Annotated in this window: 18 protein-coding genes; 1 reads left to right on the top strand and 17 read right to left on the bottom strand. The window is 55.2% G+C overall.

Annotated features, from left to right (window positions below):
* Nucleotides 1-28 precede the first annotated feature (28 nt).
* From U5L07_06970 to U5L07_06950, 5 genes are all read right to left on the bottom strand, one after another.
* On the bottom strand, nt 29-1318 hold the full coding sequence (locus tag U5L07_06970) for a CHC2 zinc finger domain-containing protein (GenBank protein MDZ7831476.1): 1290 nt from the start codon (nt 1316-1318) through the stop codon (nt 29-31).
* Complete coding sequence (gene ftsH / locus U5L07_06965) at nt 1308-3260, bottom strand: ATP-dependent zinc metalloprotease FtsH (protein ID MDZ7831475.1); 1953 nt, start codon at nt 3258-3260, stop codon at nt 1308-1310. Before ftsH ends, U5L07_06970 begins: the two co-directional genes overlap by 11 nt.
* Nucleotides 3261-3394: 134 nt before the next feature.
* Nucleotides 3395-4375 (bottom strand): protease modulator HflC, encoded by a 981-nt coding sequence (gene hflC, locus U5L07_06960; GenBank protein MDZ7831474.1) that lies wholly within the window; start codon nt 4373-4375, stop codon nt 3395-3397.
* Nucleotides 4372-5415: an FtsH protease activity modulator HflK gene (gene hflK, locus U5L07_06955; protein ID MDZ7831473.1), complete on the bottom strand. Its 1044-nt coding sequence runs from the start codon at nt 5413-5415 to the stop codon at nt 4372-4374. Before hflK ends, hflC begins: the two co-directional genes overlap by 4 nt.
* A gap of 11 nt (nt 5416-5426) precedes the next feature.
* The gene (locus U5L07_06950) at nt 5427-5777 is read right to left on the bottom strand and encodes an antibiotic biosynthesis monooxygenase family protein (protein ID MDZ7831472.1); all 351 of its coding nucleotides are present in this window, start codon (nt 5775-5777) and stop codon (nt 5427-5429) included.
* Between the two features lie 721 nt (nt 5778-6498).
* Here U5L07_06950 and U5L07_06945 point away from each other — a divergent pair.
* Complete coding sequence (locus U5L07_06945; GenBank protein MDZ7831471.1) at nt 6499-9150, top strand: FG-GAP-like repeat-containing protein; 2652 nt, start codon at nt 6499-6501, stop codon at nt 9148-9150.
* Between the two features lie 294 nt (nt 9151-9444).
* Here U5L07_06945 and U5L07_06940 read toward each other — a convergent pair whose 3' ends face one another.
* The 12 genes from U5L07_06940 to U5L07_06885 form a co-directional block, all read right to left on the bottom strand.
* Nucleotides 9445-11370 (bottom strand): aldehyde ferredoxin oxidoreductase family protein, encoded by a 1926-nt coding sequence (locus U5L07_06940; protein MDZ7831470.1) that lies wholly within the window; start codon nt 11368-11370, stop codon nt 9445-9447.
* Nucleotides 11371-11381: 11 nt separating this feature from the next.
* Nucleotides 11382-12185, bottom strand: a complete 804-nt coding sequence (locus U5L07_06935; protein ID MDZ7831469.1) for an enoyl-CoA hydratase-related protein — start codon at nt 12183-12185, stop codon at nt 11382-11384.
* 313 nt (nt 12186-12498) lie between these two features.
* Nucleotides 12499-12963 carry a Zn-ribbon domain-containing OB-fold protein gene (locus U5L07_06930; GenBank protein ID MDZ7831468.1) on the bottom strand — a complete coding sequence of 155 codons (465 nt, stop codon included), beginning with the start codon at nt 12961-12963 and terminating at the stop codon, nt 12499-12501.
* 12 nt (nt 12964-12975) lie between these two features.
* Complete coding sequence (locus tag U5L07_06925) at nt 12976-13824, bottom strand: SCP2 sterol-binding domain-containing protein (GenBank protein MDZ7831467.1); 849 nt, start codon at nt 13822-13824, stop codon at nt 12976-12978.
* 8 nt (nt 13825-13832) lie between these two features.
* Nucleotides 13833-15026 carry a hypothetical protein gene (locus U5L07_06920; protein MDZ7831466.1) on the bottom strand — a complete coding sequence of 398 codons (1194 nt, stop codon included), beginning with the start codon at nt 15024-15026 and terminating at the stop codon, nt 13833-13835.
* 18 nt (nt 15027-15044) lie between these two features.
* Nucleotides 15045-16190, bottom strand: coding sequence for a thiolase family protein (locus tag U5L07_06915; protein ID MDZ7831465.1), 1146 nt, complete (start codon nt 16188-16190; stop codon nt 15045-15047).
* An 11-nt stretch (nt 16191-16201) separates the two neighbouring features.
* The gene (locus U5L07_06910; GenBank protein ID MDZ7831464.1) at nt 16202-18001 is read right to left on the bottom strand and encodes a long-chain fatty acid--CoA ligase; all 1800 of its coding nucleotides are present in this window, start codon (nt 17999-18001) and stop codon (nt 16202-16204) included.
* A 271-nt stretch (nt 18002-18272) separates the two neighbouring features.
* Nucleotides 18273-19430: an acyl-CoA dehydrogenase family protein gene (locus U5L07_06905; GenBank protein ID MDZ7831463.1), complete on the bottom strand. Its 1158-nt coding sequence runs from the start codon at nt 19428-19430 to the stop codon at nt 18273-18275.
* Between the two features lie 242 nt (nt 19431-19672).
* The gene (locus U5L07_06900; GenBank protein MDZ7831462.1) at nt 19673-20563 is read right to left on the bottom strand and encodes a MaoC/PaaZ C-terminal domain-containing protein; all 891 of its coding nucleotides are present in this window, start codon (nt 20561-20563) and stop codon (nt 19673-19675) included.
* Between the two features lie 115 nt (nt 20564-20678).
* Nucleotides 20679-23381 carry a long-chain-fatty-acid--CoA ligase gene (locus U5L07_06895; protein ID MDZ7831461.1) on the bottom strand — a complete coding sequence of 901 codons (2703 nt, stop codon included), beginning with the start codon at nt 23379-23381 and terminating at the stop codon, nt 20679-20681.
* A 15-nt stretch (nt 23382-23396) separates the two neighbouring features.
* Nucleotides 23397-24578, bottom strand: a complete 1182-nt coding sequence (locus U5L07_06890) for a hypothetical protein (protein ID MDZ7831460.1) — start codon at nt 24576-24578, stop codon at nt 23397-23399.
* 10 nt (nt 24579-24588) lie between these two features.
* On the bottom strand, nt 24589-25746 hold the full coding sequence (locus tag U5L07_06885) for a hypothetical protein (GenBank protein MDZ7831459.1): 1158 nt from the start codon (nt 25744-25746) through the stop codon (nt 24589-24591).
* Nucleotides 25747-25749: the final 3 nt, after the last annotated feature.

Below are 25749 nucleotides of genomic sequence, written 5' to 3'. Positions count from 1 at the left end.
TTATCCAGCAGAATTATATCCCCCGGCCCTAAGAATGTTTCAGGGTAAAGCCGCTGATGCCGTTGACCACTGGCTTCAACATATCGTAAGGGCTCTGGCCTGCAGCCGGGCCGCCAAGATAATAGACCCATCCGCCGGACTTGGCTGCAACCCGTTCGATGCCGGTTCTGCCATTGGCATCCCAGTCGTGGGCGACAATGAAGTGCTCGATTCCAAGACCTGTAAGAATGGCTGCGGCCTCGGGGGTGAGATAGGAACCCAGGGTCGAAACCACCACCAGCTTGTCCTGGTCCTGGAGCAGGTTGTAGAAGGCGAAATAATCAAAAATGCCCTCCACCAGTATAATTGTCCGGTATTGCCGGATAAACGGCTCTGCCTTTTCAATGCCGTAAAGCCAGCTTCCGGAGGAAATCGCAATTTCATTGTTTTGGTGCTTGAGCCAGCGAACACCCCTGTCATCCGGAAGTCTGCCGGCTAATCCAACCGGATTTGCATCAGCGTCGTAAATGGGCAACACGATTCGCCCGGCCAATGAATCCCCGTAATTTTTGGAAAACGGCGCTTTCCGTCTGAAATCGATCTGCCGGCAATAGAATCCGTATGCTTTTGCGGTGTTGTCGTTTAAAAATCGGATCAAACCGCTATCCAGGAATGCATTGAAGGTTTTAAAATCATTTTCAAAGTGCGGCAGGAAGTTGTCTGTCAGCGCCCGGCCTTGATGGCGGATGTCGCTGTAGGGCGGTGCATAGCCGATGTTGAATTTGTCCACAACGGATTTGTCAACACCCTGGCGCGCCAGATAATCCAGGATGTGCCGGAACTGCTTTTCATTGGACATCAAAAGCGCATTATAAAAGCCGGCCGCATGATTCATGGCGGCAACAGTTTTTTCATCAGGCTGCCCGGGTTCGGTAAAAACAACCGGATCATCAGGCTCCGGTGTTTCTCCGGGTTCGGGAACAGATGGGCCGGCACCGGCATAGGGCTTAAATTCCTTGATAGCCAGATGCTTGGCCCACATCTGCTGCGCCGTTGTAAACCCTTGTTTCGTTCGCAGCATGATCATATCGTAAATGTCCCAATCGCCCCTGCAGGCACCGAAGCAATGGAACCGGACCTCATCCTTTTTGTCCACGTACACCATCAATTTGTCTTCAGTGTCAGCGTGGAATGGACACAGGGCGTTATACCGGTTTTTTTTCACGGGCTTGAAAACAATGCCCAGCAGTTTTTCCGCATAATCGACAATAGCCTCGATATATGCTGCTGATTTTATGTCCAGATGGGTTTTCATCACGTTGATACCATTAAATGCCATTTTGGTTTTCTTCTTTTCCGGCGGTGTTCCCGTATGGTGTAACAGGCGATGGAAACGCTCTTCCGGGTTTAGCCGCGGAAAGCATCTGCCTTAGCTCATCGCCCTGCACGCTTTCCTGTTTTGAGAGCAGAAGGGCCAGGTCATCAAGCACCGATCGCCGTTCCGAGAGAATTTTGCGCACCCGCTGATGGGCTTCATCAACAAACCGGGCTATTTCGTCATCGATTTGGGCGGCTTTGGTTTCGCTGTAATTCTTGCCGGAAAAAAAGTTTTCCTGGGGAAACATGGCCTGGCGCGGCCGCTCATAGCTTACCAGGCCCAGGGTATCGCTCATGCCGTATTCCGTGACCATGGCCCGGGCCATATCAGAGGCCCGCTGCAGGTCGTTTTGCGCCCCGGTGGAGATTTCATTAAAAACCAGTTCCTCGGCCACCCGACCGCCCAATAACACGGCCAGGCGATCGAGCAGTTCCGAGCGCGTCAATAAGTAGCGATCCTCCGCCGGCTGCTGCTGGGTGTAGCCGAGCGCTGCAATGCCTCGGGGAATGACCGAGATTTTATGCACGGGATCGGCGTGCTCTACCGATTCTGCCACAATGGCATGGCCGGACTCGTGGAAGGCCACAATTTCTTTCTCCCGGGCATTCATCACCCGGTTTTTTTTCTGAAGACCGCCAAACACCCGATCAATGGCTTCATCGAAATCCGCAGGCTCGACCGTTTCCTTGTCGTTTCTGGCTGCAAGCAGAGCGGCTTCATTAATGATGTTGGCCAGGTCCGCGCCCACAAACCCCGGAGTGCGGCCGGCGATCTTGCGCAGATCGACTTCTGGACTCAATGCCACGTCCCTGGCGTGAATTTTTAAAATGGCTTCACGGCCGTTGATATCCGGGCGATCCACCAGGACCTGCCGGTCCAGGCGCCCGGGGCGCAGCAAGGCGGGATCCAGTATTTCCGGCCGGTTGGTGGCGGCCATGATGATGACCCCTTTATTGGTTTCAAAGCCATCCATCTCCACCAAAAGCTGGTTTAAGGTTTGTTCGCGCTCGTCATGGCCGCCCATCACATTCATTCCCCGGGCTTTGCCCAGGGCATCGAGTTCATCAATGAAGATGATGCATGGCGCCTGCGCTGCTGCCTGGGAGAACAGATCCCGGACCCGTGCTGCGCCAACGCCCACAAACATCTCCACGAATTCGGACCCGCTGATGGAAAAAAAAGGCACCTGGGCTTCCCCGGCAACGGCTCTGGCCAGTAAGGTTTTACCGGTTCCGGGCGGGCCGACCAGCAGTACCCCCTTGGGAATCCTGCCTCCCAGTTTCTGAAATTTTTCAGGTGTCTTGAGAAATTCAACCACCTCCTCAAGTTCTTCCTTTGACTCATCAATGCCTGCCACATCGGCAAAAGAGACCTTGGTGTCGCTTTCCGCAAAAATTTTGGCCTTGCTCTTGGAGAAAGACATAACCCCCATGCCGGAGCCCATCTTTTTCATGACAAACCACCAGATCAAAAAAAAGAAGCCAAGCGGCAGAACCCAGGAAAGCAGGCTGGCCAGTAATTTATTTTCAAGCCGGCCGGAATAACTGAGTTTGTGTTTGTCCAGGTCGGCGACCAGGTCCGGATCATTTACCCTGACGGTGGTGAATTCTCTTTTCGGCGTTCCCGCCAGCATGCCTTGGATATTATCCGGTCCGATCACCAGTTCGCTTACCATCCCCTGGTCGACGTACTGTTTAAACTGGCTGTAGGCAATCGTCTCTGTTTTTGATGAAGACATGGACTGGTACAGATAAGAAGTAAAGAAGATGGCCAGCACCAGATACCAGATGCTTAAACGCGTCCTGCCGGGTAGGGCGGTTTTATCTTTCGGATCGCTGGCGCCGAAAAAGTCGCGCAGTTTGTCCTTCAGGTTTCCGATCGGATCTTTATCCTTGGGCGGCATTTATATTTTCCTATGTGTGAACGCATCGGCCTCTGCCGGTAATTGTTCGATATTCCTGCATTCTAAATTCTTTAACATGGCGGTTCCTTTCTGTTTCAGAAGCCGGCCGCTTGTGCTGACGGCCGGCCCCCTTGTTAATCCAGCGCCGATGATGTCTCTATCCGGTCGGGACTCGCTTGTTTGACGAATCGATAAAAGTCGCTGTCCGTGGTGAGGATCATGACGGCATTTTCATTGGTTTTCTCTTTATAGCTTTCAAGGGTGCGCAAAAAAGCATAGAACTCCGGATTTTTATTGTAAGCCTGACCATATATTTTTGTGGCGTCGGCGTCGGCTTTGCCCTGGACCTCCTGCACCCGGCGATAGGCTGTGGAGCGGATATCACGCAGTTCTTTTTCCATGGTCCCCAAGATCTCGGCGCTGCGGCCTTCTCCCTCGGAGCGGAACTGCGCGGCGATGCGTTTGCGCTCGGAGATCATGCGCTCATAGACCTTTCTCCGCACGCTTTCCACGTAATCAAGGCGCTTGATCCGCAAATCCACCAATTCAATGCCGTACTGCGGAATGATCTTTCTCGCTTCCGCCAGTATTGTTCGGGTGATCTCTTCTCTTCCGCTGGCAATTTTTCTTTTAAGTTCTTCTTCCCGCTCCTTCGGGACTTCCTTGAGCACCTCGTCTTCCGGGACTTCCCATGAGGCGCTGCGTACGAGTTCGACGAGCTCGCTGCCTGATACCTGGTCGCGGACTACCGAATCAAGAATATCGTTTAAGCGGGACTGGGCGCCCTCTTCGCTGGCTACGTTTTCCAAAAATTTTTTCGCATCCGCAATCCGCCATCTGGCGGTGGTATCCACCCAGATGAACTCTCTGCCTTTGGTGGGAATCTGGTTCGGATCGCCATCCCAGACGAGCAGACGTTTTTCGAATCGCCGGACTTCCTGCACAAAGGGCAGTTTAACGTGCAGCCCCGCCTCGGTGATCGTTTCCCCGATGGGCTTGCCAAACTGCACGACAATGGCTTGCTGGCCCTCTTCCAGCGTGTAAAGCGCACTATAGAGTACGATAATGATCACCAGCGACAGGCCGATGGCTGCAGCTTTCAAGGTGAATTTCATGGTTGCCTCCCTTTTATTGATGGCTGTGCACCGGACTCCATTGAGACCCAGGGCACCATTGCCTGTTGATCCTGATCCACAATATAGAGCGCCTTCATCTCAGCCAGTAAACCGGTCATGGCCTCCAGGTACAGACGCCGGCGCGTGACCTGCGGTGCGCCCTCGTATTGGCCTAAGATGGCCTCAAAACGGTTGGCTTCGCCTTTGGCCCGGTTGACGCGTTCAATGGCGTAGCCTTCGGCCTCGCTGATTTGCTGCACAGCGACCCCCCTGGCCTTGGGAATTTCCCGGTTGGCCTGCTCCTGGGCCTTGTTGATCGTCTGTTCTTTGTCCTGGCGCGACTCGTTGACTTCATTGAAGGCCGGTTTTACGGCATCCGGCGGGGTTACATCCTGAAGCTCCACGGTAACCAGGCGCACACCGGCTTCATAGGACGTCAGGACTTTCTGGATTTCATCTTTGGCTTCGCTGGCAACCCCCACCCGGCCGGTTGTCAGTACATCACTGCCCAGGCGGTTGCCCACTGCCCGGCGCATGATCGCCTCGGTGGTATCGCGGATCGTTTTCGGTGTGTCGCGCACCTGAAACAGGTAGCGGATCGGGTCTTCGATGCGGTACTGAATGATCCACTGCACATCGATGACGTTTAAGTCCCCGGTGAGCATCAGCGATTCGTCCTTGTAACTGCCGCTCGGATCGTAGCGGGTTTTTTCACCGGGAACGGAGGCCACTGTCCGAAAGCCGAACTCTTCTTTGAGTACGCGGGCCGTGGGCAGCAGGCGCACCTTTTCAACACCGAACGGCAGTTTGAAATGCAGACCCGGGCCGGCTGTTCGCTGAACTTTTCCGAAGCGCTGGACGATCCCCGTCTCTTCCGGCTGGACGGTAAACCAGGCGGTCCAGAAAACAGCCACCACCACAACGGCGGCAAGGATCAGTAGCGTACCGCCTTTGAATTTTTTAAACTCCTGTCGAATTTTCTCCAGCACCTCTTCCAAAGACGGCGCTGATCCCCCTGGGGGTTGATTCCATTCAGTCATCGGACTTCTCCTTAATTTATGGATCGATCGCTGTTCTCTCTTTTTTGACGGGCAGCGAGAACAGCATCTATCCCTTCGGTTTTTTGGACAGTGTAGATATGGATGCCGTGTGCTTGCTTCAAAAGGCTTTTTGTTCCCAGCAAGACACCGAAAAGGTCTGACTTGAGATGGTGATCCAGTTTTTCCCGATTTTCCCACTCCTCGAGCACATAAAGCCTGTTTTTGTCTTTCATATCAAAGAGTAGCACATAGCTGAGACAGCCCGCCTCATGTTCCATGGGGGGCATCAGTGATAAAAGTGTTTGCACCACCTCTTTCTGTTTTTCGGGCAGCACATGCATGGTGATTCGGACGACGATCATGGCAGCCACTTTCCGGCAAATGCCGATTTTAAGGGTTATTATAAAATTTCAATCACTGTGTGCTTGTCAGTTCTGGCAGAAACGTCAGCGATGGACTGCATGGCGTCCGCACTCCGCCAATGCCTGCCAAGTTTTTCTTTTCTATCCGGTCACTAACTAATCAAAATTCGTGCCGGAATTGTTGGGGCCGGCATTTTAGTCATATTAAGCTGATTTAACGGGATTATCTGATTGAGTAGGCGTGTACGGGGCGGGCCGGGTCGGTTCAACGCCGCCGATCATATATGACCACTGATCATATGTGACCCAAATTGACGGCTTCGCAAAAAGTCCAATATCTTTGTTGCGCTGCATCCCTTGGAATTTCACGTACGCGTCAGTACACTGCATTCCTCGGGATTTGCGCGCCGCGATCTTGAACTTTTTTCTTTGCCGTCCCGGAATCGACTTTTTACGAGTCCATCTAAATTGAGCGGTTTAAAATGATATGGATTGATATTGCACTTTTTCTTTGCCATCCTGAAATCGTCCAAGGAACTAAATAAAATATGTCGTTATTCCGGACTTTTTCGCCACTGTCATTGTCGAGGAACGATAGTGACGAGGAATTTTAAGATTTTTCGCTGCCGCTTGAAATGACAGTAGCGCGGGTTTTATTCCAGCTAACTGATTTTATTGTGTTAAATTGATACACCCAAATTATTTTCCATCAGGAAAAGACATGCAGCTGCATCATTGGTTTTGGATTCGATTCGGTATTTTGTTTTCAGGCATGGTTTTTTTGACGGCCTGTTCGGTTTTCAATCCCGGGCCTGCGGATAAACCCGGCGGCGTGGGGGGGTATGACCATTTGATTGACCGGGCCCATCATTTAATCAATGACCGGCAGCATTTAAACGCCCTTAAAATTCTTGAAAAAGCCGGCGGTGTCAAGCCCGGTCATCCGGAATGGCTGTATGAGTCGGGCCGGGCACTTTTTGCCATGGACCGGTTTAAGGAATCGGCTAAAGCCTGCCAAAAGGCACTGAAAGTCGATCCGCAATATTATGATGCCATGGCGCTTGGGTGGGCGGCCCGGCTGGAAGAAGGGGAGGTTTCCGAAAAAACCCGGCAGAAGGTGCGAAGTGAGATCCAAAAATTGCTTGAAACCGCGGCGGATTCGCCAGAGGCGCTTTTGGCGGCGTATCGGGGCTATGAATGGTTGGACGATGAACCCGCCCAGCAGGAGCTGATCCTAAGGATTGTCCCGCTTGCAGCATCTGAATCGGCAGTGGTGCGGGAGCAGATCGCCGCCAACCTTTTTGAGCAGATTATTCAGGCAAGGGATGACAAACCCCGGCAAACCCAATTGATGCGGGCCTATATTAAGCACTTCCCCAAACGGCGGTTTGTTGAATATCTCATCAACAGCCTGCTCGAAACCGAATGGGAAGCCGCTGAGGCGCATCCCGGACCAATGGCTTTTGTGCAGTCCGCGCTGCCGGACGCAGCCAGGGGCAAGCGGGTCAATGTGGGTATTGCCCTGTGGCTGATCGAGCAGGATAAGATGCCGGATAAAGCCGTCGAACTGCTAAGTGAAAGCATTGAAATCGCCCATACGCAGCCTGAAGAAATCCCCCCGTTTTTTGATAACGCCCTTTGGCAGGCGGAGCAGAAAAAAGAAACGGATTACATGCATTATCTTTTGGGGCGGGCGTATTTCAATGCAGGTCAAATGGATCAGGCAGCTGCCGAATTGCGGTATGTGGCCGGGGAAAACAGGCACTGGAGCGGGGTCTATCACTACCTGGGCCGTATTGCCGAATTGCGCGGAAGTTATGATCAAGCCATTGCCGATTACCGCCGGGCCCTTGAAATCGATGACCGCCAGGAAGATACGGAAGATCATCTGTCCGATCTTCTGGCGGCCCACCGGGATTATACGGGCGAGCCGGCGCATTACTTCAGTGAACAGACTGACACCATTACTTTTACCGATGTAACAGAATCGGCCGGTCTGGCGGATATCCAGGCAAAACAGGCGGCCTGGGGCGATTTTAACGGCGACGGGTTTGCTGATCTGCTGCTTAACGGCAGAATGCTGTTTAGAAACAACCGGGACGGGACTTTTACCGATATATCAAAAGCGGCCGGATTGGATCAGGTTAAACGATCAAGGGGCGGCATATGGGCGGATTATGACAATGACGGGGATTTGGATATTTATGTGACCAGCCATGCTGAAAACTATTTATTGGAAAACAGGGGCGCAGGCAAATTTGAAGATGTCACGGATATGGCATTTGACGGCCCGCTGCCCAAAAACCGAACGGAGGCCGCGGCCTTTGGGGATATGGACAACGACGGGTTTCTGGATCTCTATATCGCCAATTATGAGCGAAGGGGCGTGATGCGGGGACTTGGCACACATGACCGGCTCTATGACAACAAGGGGGATGGCACGTTTGCGGAGGTCAGTTTTTCCGCCGGGGTTTATTCCGGGGAAGCCATGTGCGGCCGCGGCGTGACCTGGAGCGATGTCAATGCAGACGGCTATCAGGATATCGTGGTGGCCAATTACCGGCTGGATCCCAATTTTTTGTGGCTAAACGATCAGAACGGCGGTTTTACGGATAAGGCCGAAACCTTTAATATCCGGGGCAATATGACGGACGGCGCGTTCGGCCACTCCATCGGGCCGGCAAGCGGGGATCTGGACAATGACAAGGACCTTGATCTTATTATTACTAACCTGGCCCATCCCCGCTATATCCAGTATTCGGATAAAACCATGGTGCTGATGAGCACGGGCGCGCCGTCATTTGAGTTTGTCAACCGGTTTGACAGTTCCGGCATCGCCTTTGAAGAGACCCATTCGGATCCGGCACTGGCCGATGTGGACAATGACGGGGATCTGGATTTGTATATCACATCCATATACAGCGGCCGAAATGCGCATTTGTACTTAAACGACGGCACCGGCCGGTTTACGGATATCACCTGGCTCTCCGGCACCCGTTTGAAAAATACCTGGGGCGCCGCTTTTGCGGATTTTAATAATGACGGGTTTATTGACTTACTGGTCGCGAGCAGCGACGGGGTCACCCTGCTTAAAAACAACGGCAATGACAATCACTGGGTGAAGGTGGCAATTAATGACAGCCAATGCAACCGATACGGGATCGGCAGCCGCATCCGGGTGTTCTATGACGGAAAACAACAGGTGCGGGAAGTGATTTGCGGCCGGGGGACCGGCAGCCAGGATGACACCGCCGTAATATTCGGCCTGGGCGAATACAGCGGGCCCGTCCGGGTTGAAGCAAGAACGCTATGCGGCGATCGATTGGGGGCCCGGATTGCGCATCCGGATCAGGTGGTCGTGCTGGAAAATTAACGCCCTGACGTTTTCAGCGGTTTGTTTAGCCAGGGTTGAATTTTTTTTTAGAAAGTGACTCAAAAAGCTTTTCAAAATCCGTCCATGCTGTCATTTCGAGCGAGAGCGAGAAATCTTTTACGAGCAAGATTCCTCGTCACTGACGTTCCTCGGAATGACAGTGGCGGAAATATTTAAAATAACAGCATATATTATTTGGTTCCTTAATTTAGTACCTAATACCCAAAACCTAAACCCCGTTAAGTTACTTATAAGTAGCAGGCCCCTGAAACCCGAATCCGAAAACTTCAGTACCTATGCTTTCAGCCGGTTCCGGTCGATAAAGTTAAGGTCCAGCTTTTTAAGCGTCTTTGCCGTGGGAATGCCGTTGGCATCCCAGCCGCGCAGTCGGTAGTAGGCAGGCAGCATCTTTGAAAGCGGCACTTTGGTTTTGGGTTGTCCTTTGATCAGCGGTTCATCCGTAAACCGTTGGGGCAAAGTGTCCTGGGCGCCGGCGATCCCCTCGCGGATATTAAACAGCCGCTCCAGGTTATACCCCCGGGCCCCGGCCTTTAGAAACCGGCCGAAATCCATTTTCATGCCGGTGGCCAGCCTGATGAGTTTGGAGTGCGGCAGCACCGGCAGATTGATTTTCATGACTGCCGGCGGCAGCATCAACAGCATGGAGATCAGAAACCAGGTATAGGTGAGGACCTTGGAGACCGTCCAGGCGGCGATTTTATGCCCGGGCAGCTTGAATGCAAATGCCGGCACAAAGGTCCAGGCCGTAAACAGGCAGTTTCCGCCCGCGCTGATGGCGGCCAGAAGATTCTGATCCAGAATGGTCCACGAGGGTTTGGACCGGTAGTGGTGGGGATCTAAGGTCATGGGCCCGTTGACCTCGAAATACGCCATGTAACCCCCATCCAGGTGGCAGGCCCCCCGGTTGGATGTGGCATAGCCCAGGGCATGCCCAACGGCGGCTCTGGGTGAGTAGCCGGCGATTTCAAGGCCCTTCACATGGGCGGCGAAATCCTCGCCCCCGTATTTTTTCGACAGAAAGCGCACCCCTTCGGCCAGGTCGTCGCCGATGTCCTGGCGATAGGCGATGTTTCGAATAATCTCGGAAATATTATCCTTTTTGCCGAATTCAATGCCGTTTTGCCAGAATCCTTTTTCATTTAACTCCGCGGCAAATCCGATGGTATTGCCGGCGGTGATGGTGTCAATGCCCAAAAGATCCATCTCATAGTTCCAGCGGATGATCGCCGGCATGTCATCGATTTCAAGGTTTGAGCCCATGAGGCAGAGGGTTTCATATTCCGGTCCCTTGATATCCTTTCCGTCGAGTTCCACCCGGCGGCCGCAGCGGATGGGGCAGGAGGGGCAGCCGTAGTTTTTGGTGAGGTAATCGCTCGCCATTTTTTCGCCGCTGATGTTATAGGCACCGTCAAAGCTGCCCCGGGAGAAGTTGCGGGTGGGCAGGGCGTTTTTTGCGGACAGGATATTGACGAACTGGGCGGTGCCGTATTTGGGGGATAAATCGCCGGTGGCCGGGTGCTTCTGGAGCATTTTAACCCATTTTTTAACCCCCGCCCGGAATTTCTCGGGCTGGGCCAGCTCGATTTTCTTTTTGCCGTTAGCCACGATGGCCTTGAGATTTTTGGCCCCCATCACCGCGCCCATGCCGGTTCGGCCGTGAACCCGCTCCTGGGAGACCACCACCGCGTATTTGACGAGATTCTCGCCGGCCGGGCCGATCACCATTTTACCGCCCTTGCCGAGCTGTTCCTGCGTTTCTTCCGTGTTTTTGCCCCATAAATGGTCTGCGGATTTTATCTGCACGTCATCTTCGTTGATATCTATGTAGACTGGCGCATCCGATCTGCCGCGCACCACAATACCGTCCCAGCCGGCGCGTTTTAAGTGCATGCCGAAATGCCCGCCGCTGTTTGAGTGGCCGATAGCGCCTGTCTGCGGGCTTTTGGCGGAGATATCGTAGCGGCTCGAAGAGGGCGCGCCGGTGCCGGTCATGGGCGAGGTCATGACCACAAACAGGTTGTCCGCGGAGAGCGGGTCGATTCCGGGCGACAATTGATCCCAAAGAATCTTGGTGCTAAGGAACCGGCCGCCCAGAAATTTTTCCCGGTCCGCATCGGTCAATGGATACTCGCCGATGGTGCCGTCCGTTAAGTTGACATCCAGAACTTTGCCGGCATATCCTTTGTATTGCGTGGCCATAACCGGTACTCCTATTTGCCCTTATAATTTGGCTTTCGTTTTTCTTTAAACGCCCGGGGCCCTTCCCTGGCGTCTTCACTTAAAAAGACCGGAATGCCGAAATCCATCTCCTTGGCCAGGCCCTCGGCAAGGGGTTTGCCGATGCCGGTCAAAACGGACTGCTTAACGGATTTAACCGCCAGCGGGCCGTTTGCCGCAATGATTTTGGCAAACCGTTCCGCCTCGGCCATAAGCTGGTCCGGGGCGACGATGCGGTTAATAAATCCGAATTGGTAGGCTTCTTCCGCATCCATCAATTCGCCGGTCAAAAGGATTTCCATGGCCCGGGCATAGGGCATCTGCCGGGGGAGCTTAACGGTCGAGCCCATCAGCGGAAACACTCCCCATTTGACCTCCTGCAGGCCGAACTGCGTGCCCTCGGCCGCAATCCGGATATCTGCGGAATAGAGGATTTCCATGCCCCCGGCAATGGCTTTGCCGTTAATTGCCGCGATCACGGGTTTATAAAGCTCAAAATCGCGCAGCATGGCTTTTTGGGGCAGATCCGGCTGCTGCTGCACCTTTTGGTCCGCCTCCGTCTCCGGCTGCCGGGCGCCGGTAAACAGGGGAATGAGCCGGCCCAGATCCGCGCCCGAGGAGAAAATCTTGTCCCCGGCGCCGGTGATGATGGCGCACCGCATGTCATCGTCGTCCCGGTAGTCGGTCCAGGCATCCACGAGTTCGATCACCGTCTCCGGGTCAATGGCATTGTGGGCTTCCGGCCGGTTCAGGGTTAGATAGGCAATCCCGTTCTTTTTTTCATAAATCAGACCCATATGCTATTCCTTCTAAGTAACTTAATCGTACTCAGTCCCGCGCGAGCGGGACGGTTCTCGTACTCGTACTCGTACTCGAAAAAATCAAAAGCCGATTATGAGTACGAGCACGAGTACGAGTACGAATCAACAGAGATTGAATTTTTAACAAGGTCGGCACGGTGGCCGACCCTACGATGAATCGGGTTTTTCCCCATTCGTAGGGCGGGCCACCGTGCCCGCCTGAAAAATAGATAGAACAAATTTACCGTGCCTCAGTGCCTTTAAAGTTATTATAGGCTCGGTCCCGGGCAAACGGCCCGGGGGAATACTTCTAACTAACCGGTTTGAAGTGATCGATATCCAGGATGGTGCTGGTGGGGTTTTCGCTGAATACGGCTTCCACCCGCAAGCCGGCCTTGACCGCATCGCTGTCCACTTCATCCAGGATATGCACCATGGGGGTGTCCGCCCCGTCGAGCTTGATCAGGGCCAGAATATACGGCACCTTCCGCGGCAGATGCTTGTCGCTGTATCTGACCACAGTAAAATTCATCACCTCGCCCGTGTTTTCAAGCGGCACCCAGTTTTCCCGGATGTCGGCCATGCAGCGCTCACAGGTCTGCCGGGGCGGCACAAAAACCTTGCTGCAGGTATCGCACCGAACGCCGAGTATCTGTTTTTCATCCCGCAGGGTGGTAATAAAGGTACTGCCCACGCGGCCGGCAAAATAGGTGTAAGGCAGCGCGAGCTTGCCCTCAATCACATAGGCGTCTGCGCTATCAACGGTTTTCTGCATTGTATGGCTCCTTTACTCGTCTATTTCAAAGTACTTGATATCAAACACGCTTCCCGTCCGGTTCTCCGCCCAGACCGGCCGCAGCCGGGAGCCGTTCCGGACTTTGTCGCCCATGACGATCCCCATCTGGACCTGGTCCAGCTGATCCGGCTTAAGCTGGTGCCAGAATACCTCCTCGCCCTTGCAGCCGTCCAGCAGAATGCCGATGGCGCCGTATGGGGTCTCCCGGGTTTCCCCGGTTAAGGGGTCGGGGCTGGCATAGTAGCAGTATTCCATCATCCGCATCTCGCCCCTGGGCCCGATTTCCGCCCATTCGTCGTTCCTGACGCGGCATATGGCGCAGACCTCCCGTGGCGGGGACTGCAGCCGGCCGCAGACGGGGCATTTAATGGCCAGGATGGTTTTGTTTTTAAGCCCCTGCAGGAATTTCCCCATTACCGGGCCGGTGGCAAATCGCTGGTTCACGGAAATGGTTCGCTTCAGCGCAATCAGCTCCTGCTCCTGGGGGGTCTCCGCCCCTGGGGGCACGAATTTCTGAAAAATCTGGCTGGTGATCCCGAAGGTGTTGACATCGCCGCGGACTTTCAGTTTTCCGGCGGTTAATGCCGACATGCCGTCGACTTTGCCGATATTTAAGCCCACAAAGGTCTCCCCGTCGGTTTCCATGATAACATCGCAGCCGGACAGGTCATCGGTTTTTTCAAGCTCCATAGCCCCGTTTGCGACGGTGAGTTTCCATTTGCCTTCCCCGGAGATCTCATAGCCGAAGGTGTGGTTCACCCCTTTCGCCCCTTCCGGGCGGAACCGCTCCGGCATGGAATCGAATATATCTTCAATGTTGACGCCGTGGTATTCGCTCATAACTCCCCCTACCAGTTGAGTTCTTTTTCAAGCATCATGAGGATCGTCCACATGGTGCCGCCGAAAGCCGAGGCCAGCGCATGGTTGACCGGCTTCTGGATCTGATGCGGGCCGGCATCGCCCCGGATCTGCTTGGCCGCCTCCGCCACGCGCACAAGGGCGGTGGCGCCTATGGGGTTGGCGGCGATCACCCCGCCGGACGGGTTGATGGGCATTTTGCCGTCGATCATGATCTCCTTGTTCTCCACGAGCTTTAAATGCTCATCGCCGTCTAACAGGAAAAACTCCCGCAGCCAGTCCGTTCCCCACCAGGCGGACGGATCATACATTTCAAACACGTCAAAATAGTCGAGCGGATTCGTGATCCCGTTTCGCTCATAGAGTTTTTCCGCGGCAAACTTGTGGGTGGTGTCCGTGGGATAATAGTTGTTGCAGAGATTTAAGGTCTCCTCCCGGTGCACGGTGATATGATCGCGCACCCATACCGGTTTGTCGGTAATCTGCTTGGCCTTTTTCTCTGCGGCAAATATGACCACACAGGCGCCGTCGGATTGGGAGCACATGTGGATCAGGCGCAGATCCCCGATAAGCGGGGGCGAGTTTTCCATCAAGTCCGCCATCTGGTCCCAGTCAAGGCCGAAGGCCCGGTGCGAATTGGGGTTTAAGCAGGCGTGCTTGTCCATGATGATCCGGTAGATCATGGCCGCATTTCGGGCCCGCTCCGGACCGAATTCCTCGATCAGCTTGAGGGCCGTGGCGGCGGTAAGGGCGCCGGACTGGAGTTTTCTCGCCCACAGCGGATCGGCCATGTTGGTGATCCCGCCCGTGGTATGCCCCTCCTGGAGTTTTTCAAACCCAATGCTCATGACCACGTCATACATGCCGGAGGCGGCCAGGTTGTCACCGGCACAGGCCAGGGTGCCGCCGGTGGTGCCCCCCGTGGTCAGCCGGTAGGAAGTTTTGCCGTATGCGCCCGAACCCAGGGTATGCCAGAGGTCCGGCTGGTGAACCATTTCAAAAAGCTCCATATTGCCGTGCACCACACAGTCCACGTCATTCATAGTGATACCTGCATCATCCAACGCCTGCCGGACGGCTTCATGGATCATCTCCGGCTGGTTGACATCCTCCCGGTGGCTGGAGAACTTGGTCTCCCCGACCCCGACGATGCCCACATGTCTGTTCTTTTTTCGATAGCCCATATATATACTCCCCCCTTCTTACTTTTCCAGGATTAGAACCCCATGGTGCTGGCCTGCCGCGCCGGTGGTGCCGTGGGCAAGGGCCTTTTTGGCACCTTCAACCTGTCGGTCGCCGGCGCTTCCCTGCAGTTGATGCACACCTTCAAGGGCCCGGGCCAGACCGCCCAGCATGATGGGGTTGCCGTTTAGCATGCCGCCGGAGGTGTTCACGTGATCCGCCTCCAAACCGCCGTCATCAATCCATCGGCCGCCGCTGCCGGCATCTACCAGGCCGATGCCTTCGGCCCACATGGGCAATTGATATGCATAGGCGTCGTTTAGCTCCACCACGTCAAATGCGGTTTTGGGGTCCTTTATGCCGGCCATTTGATATGCCCGGGCGGCGGCCTGCTTCAGCGCAAAGTTGTCGGAGAGGTCCCGGTCGCCCAGAAAGTAGCTGTCCATGCAGGAACCGAACCCGGATATCCATACCGGGTTGTCGGTGAATTCATGGGCCCGCTCCTCGCAGCAGAGAAGCATTCCCACCGCCCAGTCGGTCAGGGGATAGGTATGAAGCTCGCGGATGGGATCGCTCATCAGGGGCGATTGCATTACCGCTTCTTCCGAAACCAAATCGTTTTCCCGGGCATAGGGGTTTTTGGCCCCCATCCGGCGGGAGCGGACCACGACTTTGGCCAGCTGTTCTTCCGTAATTCCCGCTTTTTCCATATACGCCCGGGCCTGAAAGGCGCTCGCATTCAGATAATCAAGGCCCAGGGGCCGGCAGTAAAAGGGGTCGAAAGCCAGGTTGGTGCACATCTGCCGGCTTTCCGGCTGGGATTCCTTGCCGTGGCCCATCACAAGCACCAGATCGTCGTGTCCGGAAAGGATGGCGGCCATGGCATAGCCCAGCGCGTTGATGCCGTTCTGGGCGGTTTTTTCCTCCCCCCGGAAATGGGCGCCTACCACATCGGTCATACCATTGTCGGAAATGGTCCGGGCGTCAAACACGTCATCCGAGCAGGTCACCACGTTCCGGATGCCCTTTTCCATATCAAAGGTGACACCGGTCTGGCTGAGAATCGATTCAAAGCAGTCCAGCAGCATGCCCTGGAACCGCTGGTACCAGATATCCGGTTCATTTTTAATCTGCGCGGTCGCGCAGACCGCAACTCTGCGACTCATAGGGTCTCCTTTCAATCGGTGTAAATATCTTCGATCATATCGTTGTATTTATCGTATATGACATTTTTTTTCATTTTAAGCGATGGCGTCAGCTCCCCGCCCTCCTGTGAGAACTCCTGCCTGATGATCCGGTATTTTTTAATGCCCTCGTACCGGGCAAGCTGCTTGTTCTTTTCCGCCACGCGTTGATCTACGATGTTCAGGAAATCTTTGTTATCCAGAAGGTCCTCGGGTTTGTCATAGGGGATTGCCTGCTGCTGGGCAATCCGCTCGGCCTGCTCCAGGTTGATATTGATAAGCGCGCTTAAGAATTTCCGGCGGTCCCCGACTACCAGGAAATGGGCGAAAAGGGGATCGAATTTGAACACGCCCTCGATCTTCTGGGGGGCGACATTTTTGCCGCCCGAGGTGATGATCAGATCCTTTTTCCGGTCCGTGATCATTAAAAATCCGTCTTCGTCAAATTTGCCGATATCCCCGCTCATAAAATAGCCGTAATCGTCAAAGGAGTTCTTTGTCTCCTCCGGCATCTTCCAGTAGCCCGCGAACAAATTGTCGCCTTTAACCAGAATTTCCCCGTCTTCTGCGATTTGGACATCCACGCCGGGCAGGGGCTTTCCCACGGTTCCGATCTTGTAATCATCCAGGCTGCTCATGGTGGCCGGCGCACAGGTCTCGGTCATGCCGTAGCCTTCGATGACCGTAATGCCCGCGGCATTGAAAAAAAGAACGATATCCCGGGAGGTCGGGGCGCCCGAGGCGGTCATCCAGCGCACCCGGCCGCCCAGCGCATCGGCCAGATTCTTGAAGATCATTTTATAGGCGACCTTGAATTTCAGGTTCAAGAGCGGGGGGATCGGCTTTTTCTGCTCGCGCAGGGCGCTGATCTCGGTGCCGACGGCATGGCCCCAGTGAAAGATTTTCTGCTTCCACGCGGGCTGCTCTTCCACCTGGGAGAGGATGCGCTGGTAGACCTTCTCGCAGACCCGGGGCACGGCCAGGACCACGGTGGGCCGCCGCTCCTTCACATCCTGGGCAAAGGTGTCGAGGCTTTCCGCATAGGAGGCGGTAAGCCCCACATACATCCCGTAAAAATGCCCGGCCACCCGCTCAAATACGTGGCTCAAGGGGAGAAACGGCACGGTCTGGTCCGAGTCATAGGCGAATTTGGGTTTGATCCGGTCCAGGGCGTCAATCACCGCCATGATGTTTTTATGGTTAATCATGGCCCCTTTGGGCACCCCGGTGGTGCCGGAGGTATAGACAATCGTGGCCAGATCCCCGGGTGCGACCGCAGTTGAGAGCTCATCAAACAGGCCGGACTCGCTTTGATGCTGCGCCCGGCCTTTTTCCATCAGGCTTTCAAACGAGATTACGGCGTCATGGCCGGCGGTCTGGGCCTCATTAAAACAGACGATGCTGGAGAGGCTTTTTATTTCATCGATAAATTCGGTGGCCTTGTCCAGCTGCTCCTGATTTTCCACAAACAGGACCTTTAATTCCGAATTCTCCGCGATGTAGCGGACTTCTTCCGCCACCAGGGTGGTGTAGACGGGGACCACTGCGGCGCCGATGCCAAGTGCCCCCATGTCGGTATACACCCATTCCAGGCAATTCTCTGACAGGATGCCGATCCGGTCGCCTTTTTCCACGCCCAATTGGTATAGCCCCAGACCGGCGGCGCGGGCCCGCTCGTAGTACTGGTTCCATGTCGCGGGTTCCCATGCGCCGGCGCGTTTTTTTTCAACCGCCAGCCGATCCCCGTATCTTTCCACCCGATTCTTGAAAACCGCATTGATCGTCTGTTCCATGGCCGTCCCTTTTTAAATGGTTAATCCCTTAAAAGTATTCCCCCCCGGGCCGTGCGCCCGGGACCGAGCCTATAATAACTTTAAAGGCACTGAGGCACGGTAAATTTGTTCTATCTATTTTTCAGGCGGGCACGGTGGCCCGCCCTACGAATGGGGAAAAACCCGATTCATCGTAGGGTCGGCCACCGTGCCGACCTTGTTAAAAATTCAATCTCTGCTGATTCGTGCTCGTACTCGTAATCGTGCTTTAAAAAAGCTGGTGGTGCGTGCATTAAATCATCAGCCGCGAGATAATCTCATTCATGATCTCCCGCGTGCCGCCGCCGATGGATAGGATCCGGTTATCCCGATAAAGGCGTTCCACCGGGTAGCCGCGCATGTACCCGTAGCCGCCGAAAAGCTGGACCGCATCATAGGTGACCTTGTCGCTGACATCGCAGGCGAAATTTTTGGCCATGGATACCTCCTTGATCTGATCCACGCCCGCCCCGATTTTGGCGGCCACCCGGTAGGTGAACTCCGTGCTGGCCTCCACCAGGGTGGCCATATCCGCCAGTTTGTGGCGGTTTACCTGGAATCCGGTCAGTGTTTTGCCGAATGCCTTGCGCTCTTTTGCGTATTTGATGGCCTCTTCCAGGGCCATGCGCGCGGTCATATTGGCCATTACAGCAAGGGAGAGGCGCTCGGCCTGAAAATTCATCATGATGCCGTAAAACCCCTGGTTTTCCTCGCCGAGCAGGTTGGCCGCCGGCACCCGGCAGTTGTTAAAAAATATTTCCGCCGTGTCCGAGGCCCACCAGCCGGTTTTTTTGAGCTTTTCAGAGGTTGAATACCCCGGGGTGCCGGCGTCGATCACCATCAGGCTGATCCCGTGCGCCCCCTCTCCCCCCGTGCGGACCGCGCAGGTGAGCTGATCTGCGCGGCAGCCGCTGGTGATAAAGGCTTTGCTGCCGTTTATGATATAATGCTCGCCATCGCGTTCAGCTGTCGTCTGGATGCTCGCCACATCCGATCCCCCGCCGGGTTCCGTAATACCTAAAGCGGCGATTTTTTCACCGGCCAGGACCGGTGGAACAAATCTGTTTTTCTGCTCTTCGGTGCCCAGATTCAGAATCGGCGGAATGGCGATGTTTAAGGAGCCCAGGCCCGCGCAGAAACCGCCGGAGGTGGACCGCATGAGCTCTTCGCTGACCGCGATCTGGAAGAACACATCCCCCGGGGTGCCGCCGTAGGCCTCCGGGTAGCCCATGCCCAAGATCCCCACATCCGCGGCTTTTTTATAGACTTCCCGGGGAAATTCGCCCGCCTCCTCCCAGTCCTCGATATAGGGCCGCACCTCTTTTCGGATAAAGTCCCGCACGGACTTTCTGACCATGTCATGGGCTTTGGAAAAGTATTCCTGATAGGTCGATTCGGTGTTAAAGTCCATATTCAGTTCCTAAAAGCCCCCAGAGTTAAGGTATGGGCATTTACCTGAGCCTTTATTTCTAGTTTCCAGTCAATGCATTAACTTAAGAGCAGAAATAGGCTCGGTGGTCATTTCGAGCGGCAGCGAGAAATCTTACAATTGCCTGATTTTTCAGGATTTCTCGTCACTGTCGTTCCTCGAAATGACAGGGGCGGAATGCTAAAGTTAATGACATTGAGTTTCCAGTCTCAAGTCTCCAGTTGCTAGTCCATCGGTGTCGGGGGAATGGCAATGGCGTGGCCTTCGGCCACAAGTTCATCCCGCTGGTTGGTCCAGGTGAGTTCCAGTTTCACCCATCGCCGCTCTTCCAGAAATTCCACCACTTCGGCGGTGGCTGTAACCGTATCCCCGAAATAGGTGGGTTTTCGGAAGCGCACCGTGATTTCCGGAATCACCGTGCCCAAGCCGGGCAGCTTCATGCCGAGCACCGGTGCGATCAGGCTCTGGGGCAGCGCCCCGTGGGCGATCCGGGTGCCGAACGGGGTCATCTTGGCGAATTCCTCGTTTAAATGCATGGGGTTGAAGTCCCCGGAAATGCCGGCAAACTGGTAGACATCGGATTCCGAGACCGTTTTGGTAAATGAGGCGGACATCCCGATTTCCAGCTCATCATAGGAGTAGCCCAGTTCAAATTTGGGCTTTACCGGCCGGAAATGGTCGATGTCCATGATGCTGCTGGTGGTGTTCTTGGCGAATTTGGCCTGGACCTTGAATCCGGTTTGCATCTTTGAGAGGGCCACGCCCTTGACAATATGGGTCAGCGCGGTATCCGCGCCGTCAAGTTTGATCTGGGCCAGGATATAGGGCGGCTTAAACGGCTGGTGCGGCTCCGCGTACCGGATAATGGTAAACCCGGTAACCGTGCCGGTATTTTCGACATCCACCCAGTTTTCGGATATATCTTCAAAGCAGCGTTCACAGGTCTGCCGGGGGGGCACAAACACCTTGTTGCATTTTTTGCACTTCAGGCCCTTGATTTTCTGCTCATCCCGGAGGGTGGTCAGAAACCGGCTCCCGGTGCGCCCGGCAAAATACTGGTAGGGAAGGGCCAGCTTGCCTTCTACGACGAAACTGTCAGGACTCGGTGTGCTCATGGTTATCTCCTATAGCAGGTTTTAGGTATTAGCTCTTGGGTATTAGGTTTCAGGTTTCAGGGGAAGTACGCCTTGTTCCTGAAACCTGAACACTGAACACTGAACACTGAAACCTTTATTCAATCAGCTCAAAGTACAGGATATCCGTAATCGCGCCTTTGCGGTCCGGGTTCCAGACCGGCCGGACGCGGGCGCCTTTTTTGGCCCGGTCATGATCCGATGGCTTTAGCTCATGCCAAAGTGTCTCATGGCCCTTGCAGCCGTCTAAGAGAAAGTGGGCCGCCACATAGGGCGTCTCCCGGCTGTCCCCGGTTAGGGGGTCGGGGCTGGCGTAGTAGGTGATATCCATGATGGTGATTTTGCCTTCCGGCCCGACTTCCACCCATTCATCCGCCCGGACCACGCATTCCGCACAGGTCTCCCGGGGCGGGAGCTGTAGGCGGCCGCAGGACGGGCATTTATTGGCCAGAATTTTTTTGTCCTTGAAGGCATTCAAAAATTTACCCATCACCGGGCCGGTGGAAAAACGCTGCGGAATGGAGAGGATCTTCTTTTTGGACAAAAGCTCCTCGCGTTCTTCCTCCATAGCAGCGCCTGCGGGCGGCGTGTATTTTTTGAAGAACTGGGTCGCCTTGGTCAGGAGCCCCAGATCGCCCTCCACCTTGAGTTTGCCGGAGGTAAAGGCGGACATGCCGTCCAGTTTGCCCAGGGTGATATCGATCCAGTCCTGGGCGGCGCATGTGGTGGTGACATCCGGATCTTTTATGCCTTCCACCACCTGGACTTCGCCGTCGTTTACGCAGACGGTCCATTCGCCGCCGCCTTCGCCGGTGATGCGGTAGCCGTAGTTGGCGACAATGCCCTTTAAGTTTTCCGGAATGGCGCGGTCTTCCATGGTGCCGAAAATGTCGGCCACGGTGACTTCGGGTTCGACGGGCGGCTGATATTTTTTGAAGAACTGGGTGGCCTTGGTCAGGAGGTTCAGATCTCCCTCGACCTTGAGTTTGCCGGAGGTAAAGGCGGACATGCCGTCCAGTTTGCCCAGGGTGATGTCAATCCAGTCCTGGGCATCGCATGTGGTGGTGACATCCGGATCTTTTATGCCTTCCACCACCTGGACCTCGCCGTCGTTTGCGCAGACCGTCCACTCGCCGCCGCCTTCGCCGGTGATGCGGTAGCCGTAATTGGCGACAACGCCTTTAAGGTTCTCCGGAATGGCGCGCTCCTCCATGGTGCCGAAAATATCGGCCACCGATACCTGCGGCCCTTTTTCCCGCTTGGGCGCACCGTCAACCGCCCAATCCCGCAGGGTCTTTTTCAGCACCTTCCCAATGGGATTTCTGGGCAGGTCCACCTCAAGGATCTCCACGTACTTGGGCACTTTGAAGTCCGCCAGGTTTTTCCTGGCGTACTCGATCACCTCCTCTTCGGTAAGCGTTGAATCCTGGGGCACGATAAATACTTTGCCTTCCTCGCCCATGGTATCATCCGGCACCCCGACCGTGGCCGCTTCGAGAATCTTCGGATGCGAGGAGAGCACATTGTCGATTTCCTTGGGGTAAATATTCTCCCCGCCGCGGATGATCATGTCCTTCATCCGGTCCACGATATAGATGTAGCCGTCCTCGTCCTTGATCCCCATATCCCCGGTGCGGAGAAACCCGTTCTGATCGATGGTTTTGGCGGTCTCCCCGGGCTTGTTGTAATAGCCCTTCATGACGTTGTCCCCGCGGATCAAGATTTCGCCGGGTTCATGGGGCGCCTGTTCATTGCCGTGCTCATCCACGATCAGCACTTCCTGATCAGGAAGCGGCAGGCCGATGGAGCCCACTTTACGCTCGCCGTCCATGGGGTTGATGGTGCTCACGCAGGTGCCCTCGGTGAGGCCGTATCCTTCCAGAATCTTTACGCCGAAAGTTTCCTCGAATTTCTGCATGACCTCTTTGGTCATCGGCGCCGCGCCGCAGATGCCGAATTCCATGGAGGAAAGGTCGTACTTCTGCCGGCCCGGGTCGGTCAGGAGAATCTGGTAGACCGCGGGCACGGCGGACCAGAAGTTGATTTTATGCTTTTCCACCACTTCCCAGAAGTCACTGGCGCTGAAACCTTTTCTGAGTACTACCTGATGGCCCTTGCCCAGGCAGGAGATACAGGTCAAGAGGGCATTGACGTGAAAAAGCGGCAGAAAGCACATAAAGTTTCGGTTTTCCCCGGTTTTTAAGGCCTCGTTGATCATGTCGGCGTCTGCCACGACATTTTTGTGGGAGAGCAGAACCCCCTTGGGGTTTCCCGTGGTGCCGGAGGTGTAGAAGATAAAGGCGATATCCTCCGGATCCGCGTCGCAGGCCACCGGCGTGTCGTCGCCTTCCGCCATCAGGTCCTCGAATGCCAAATAGCTGCCGGATTTTTCCGGACCGACTTCTATGATGGTTTCGAGATGCGGGCAGTTGTCTTTGATCTCGTTGAATATTTCCAGGTACTGGTCCTCCACAATCAGGCCGCTGCCCTGGGAGTCGTTTAACAGGTATTCGACCTCGGCGCCCTTCCACCAGCCGTTGATCGGACCGGCCACGGCGCCGATTTTAACGATGGCGTAATAGGCGATTAATGTTTCCGGGCTGTTCTGCACCCAGACATGGATGAAATCGCCTTTTTTGAATCCCTGCTTTTTTAAGGCATTGGCCAGGATATGGACCTTCTGCAGGAATTCCCCATAGGTGTAAGTATCATCGTAATACTGGAGGTAGGGGTAGTCCTTGAACCGCTTGACGGCGTCATCAATATATTGACCGACATTCATTAGTGCCTCCTGTGATATGGATATGAGTTTTCGCTACCAGGGAATCTCCCGGGTCATTAAAAATAAGACCGTCCACATGGTGCCGCCGAACCCGGAGGCCAGGGCCTGATTGACGGTTTTGGGCACCTGGTGATCGCCGGCGTCGCCCATGATTTGCAGCGCGGCTTCGGCCACGCGGATCATGGCAGTGGCGCCGATGGGGTTGGATGCGATCACCCCGCCGGACGGGTTGATGGGGAATTCCCCGTCAATACAGATTTCATCGTTTTCCACCATCTTCAGATGCTCGTCGCCCTCAAACAGCAGAAACTCCCGGAGCCAGTCCAGGCCCCACCAGCTGGAGGGATCATACATTTCAAACACATCGATCTCTTTTTTCGGATCTTTGATCCCGTTTCGTCCAAAGAGCTTCTCCGCCGCATAGCGATGGCTCATCAGCACCGGGGCATCGCCGAATATATGGAAGCATTCCTCGCGGTGCACCGTAATATGATCCTTCATCCAGGCGGGCTTCGGGCAGAATTGTTTGGCTTTTTCCTCAGAGGCGAAAATCATGGCGCACGCCCCGTCGCTTTGCGAGCACATATGGATCATCCGGAGTTCACCCACAAGGGCCGGGGAGGTATACATGAGGTCTTCGGCCTGGTCCCACTGAAGGTCAAACCGGCGATGGGCCTTATGGTTTTTCATGGCATGCTGGTCCATGATGATCCGGTATTTCATGGACGCCTTTTTGGCCCGTTCCTCGCCGAACTCGTTGATGACCTGCTCGGCGGTCATGCCGGTCAGGGCCCCGGTCTGGAGCTGGCGGGCCCACAGGGGATCGGCCATATTGGTGATGCCCCCGGTGGTGTGGCCTTCCTGGAGTTTCTCAAACCCGACGGCCAGCACCACATCATGCATACCGGAAGCCACCAGTTGATCCGCCGCACAGCACAGGGTGGCACCGGTGGTGCCGCCCGTGGTCACCCGAAGGCTTTCCTTGCCGTAGGCGCCGGAGCCCAGTGTATGCCAGAGATCCGGTTGATGGACCATTTCAAAAAGCTCCATATTACCGTGGACAATGCAGTCCACATCATCGATGGTCATGCCGGCATGGTCCAATGCCTCCCGAATCGCCTCATGGATCATTTCCGGCTGGTTCACATCTTCCCGGTGGCTTGAATATTCGGACTGTCCGACGCCGATAATGCCAACATTTCGATTTTTATTCATAATTCGCCTCCTAACCCCGTTCCAGGGTGACAACAGAATGAAACTGGCCGGCCGGCCCCATGACGCCGTGGGCCAGGGCCGTTTTGGCGGCCTCGATTTGATGCGCCCCGGCATCCTGCCGCAGCTGCAGGGCCGCTTCCGCCGCCCGGAAAAGCCCGCCAAGGATCATGGGGTTTCCGGCCAGCATGCCGCCGGATAGATTGACGCGGGCCTTGTTCGGCCCGTCGGCGTCGATCCAGGCGCCGCCCCTGCCTTCATCGCAGAGTCCCAAGCCCTCCATCCACATGGGATGCTGATAGGCGTACTGATCCGATATTTCGATCACATTAAAGGCTTTTCGGGGATCGGTGATGCCGGCCCGTTTATAGGCGCGTTCCGCCGCCTTTTTCAGGGCAAAGTTTGAGGCCAGGTCCCGGTCGCCGAAGAAAAAGCTGTCCATGCAGTTGCCCACGCCGGTAATCCAGACGGGTTTATCCGTCATTTTTTTGGCCACGTCCTCCGCGGCCAGCACCATCCCTACCGCTCCGTCGGATACTGGATAGGCGTGCAGGGCGCGGATGGGATCGGCCAGCATTTCGGAAGCCATAACGTCTTCGGCCGATACCGCAGAGACCTCCGGAAGTTGCGGATTTTTGGTGCCGTATTCCCGGGCCCGCACCACCACCTTGGCGAGCTGCTCATCCGAGATGCCGGTTTTCTCCCCGTAAGCCTGGGCCTGAAGCCCCGCGGCCGCGCAGAAGTCAAGCCCCACCGGCCGGGTGAAAAACGGGTCAAAGGCCACATGGGTCACCATGTTCCGGCTCTTGGCCTGGGACTCCTTGCAGTGGCCCATAATCAAGACCTGGTCGCAGTGGCCCGACTGGATGGCGGCCAGCCCGTAATAGATGGCCTGGATGCCCTCCTGGGCAACCTTTTCCTCACATCCGAAATGGGCGCCCAGCACATCGGTCATGGCATTGTCGGAGATCGTCCGGGCGTCAAACACATCGTCGGATACGCTGATCGCCATGTCGATGCCGGGCTTTCCGGTGTGGCGGGAAAATTCCACCGGTACCTGTTCCCGCAGCTTCTCCAGAACCTCCAGGGCCATGCCCTGAAAGCGCTCGTACCATTTGTTCTGTTCAATCGTCGTTTGCGCGACAGCGCAAATCCCAACGCGTCTTGCCATTTT

The organism is Desulfobacterales bacterium (assembly GCA_034520365.1).
GTDB lineage: Bacteria > Desulfobacterota > Desulfobacteria > Desulfobacterales > Desulfosalsimonadaceae > M55B175.
This window is presented reverse-complemented; position numbering and strand designations above follow the sequence as displayed.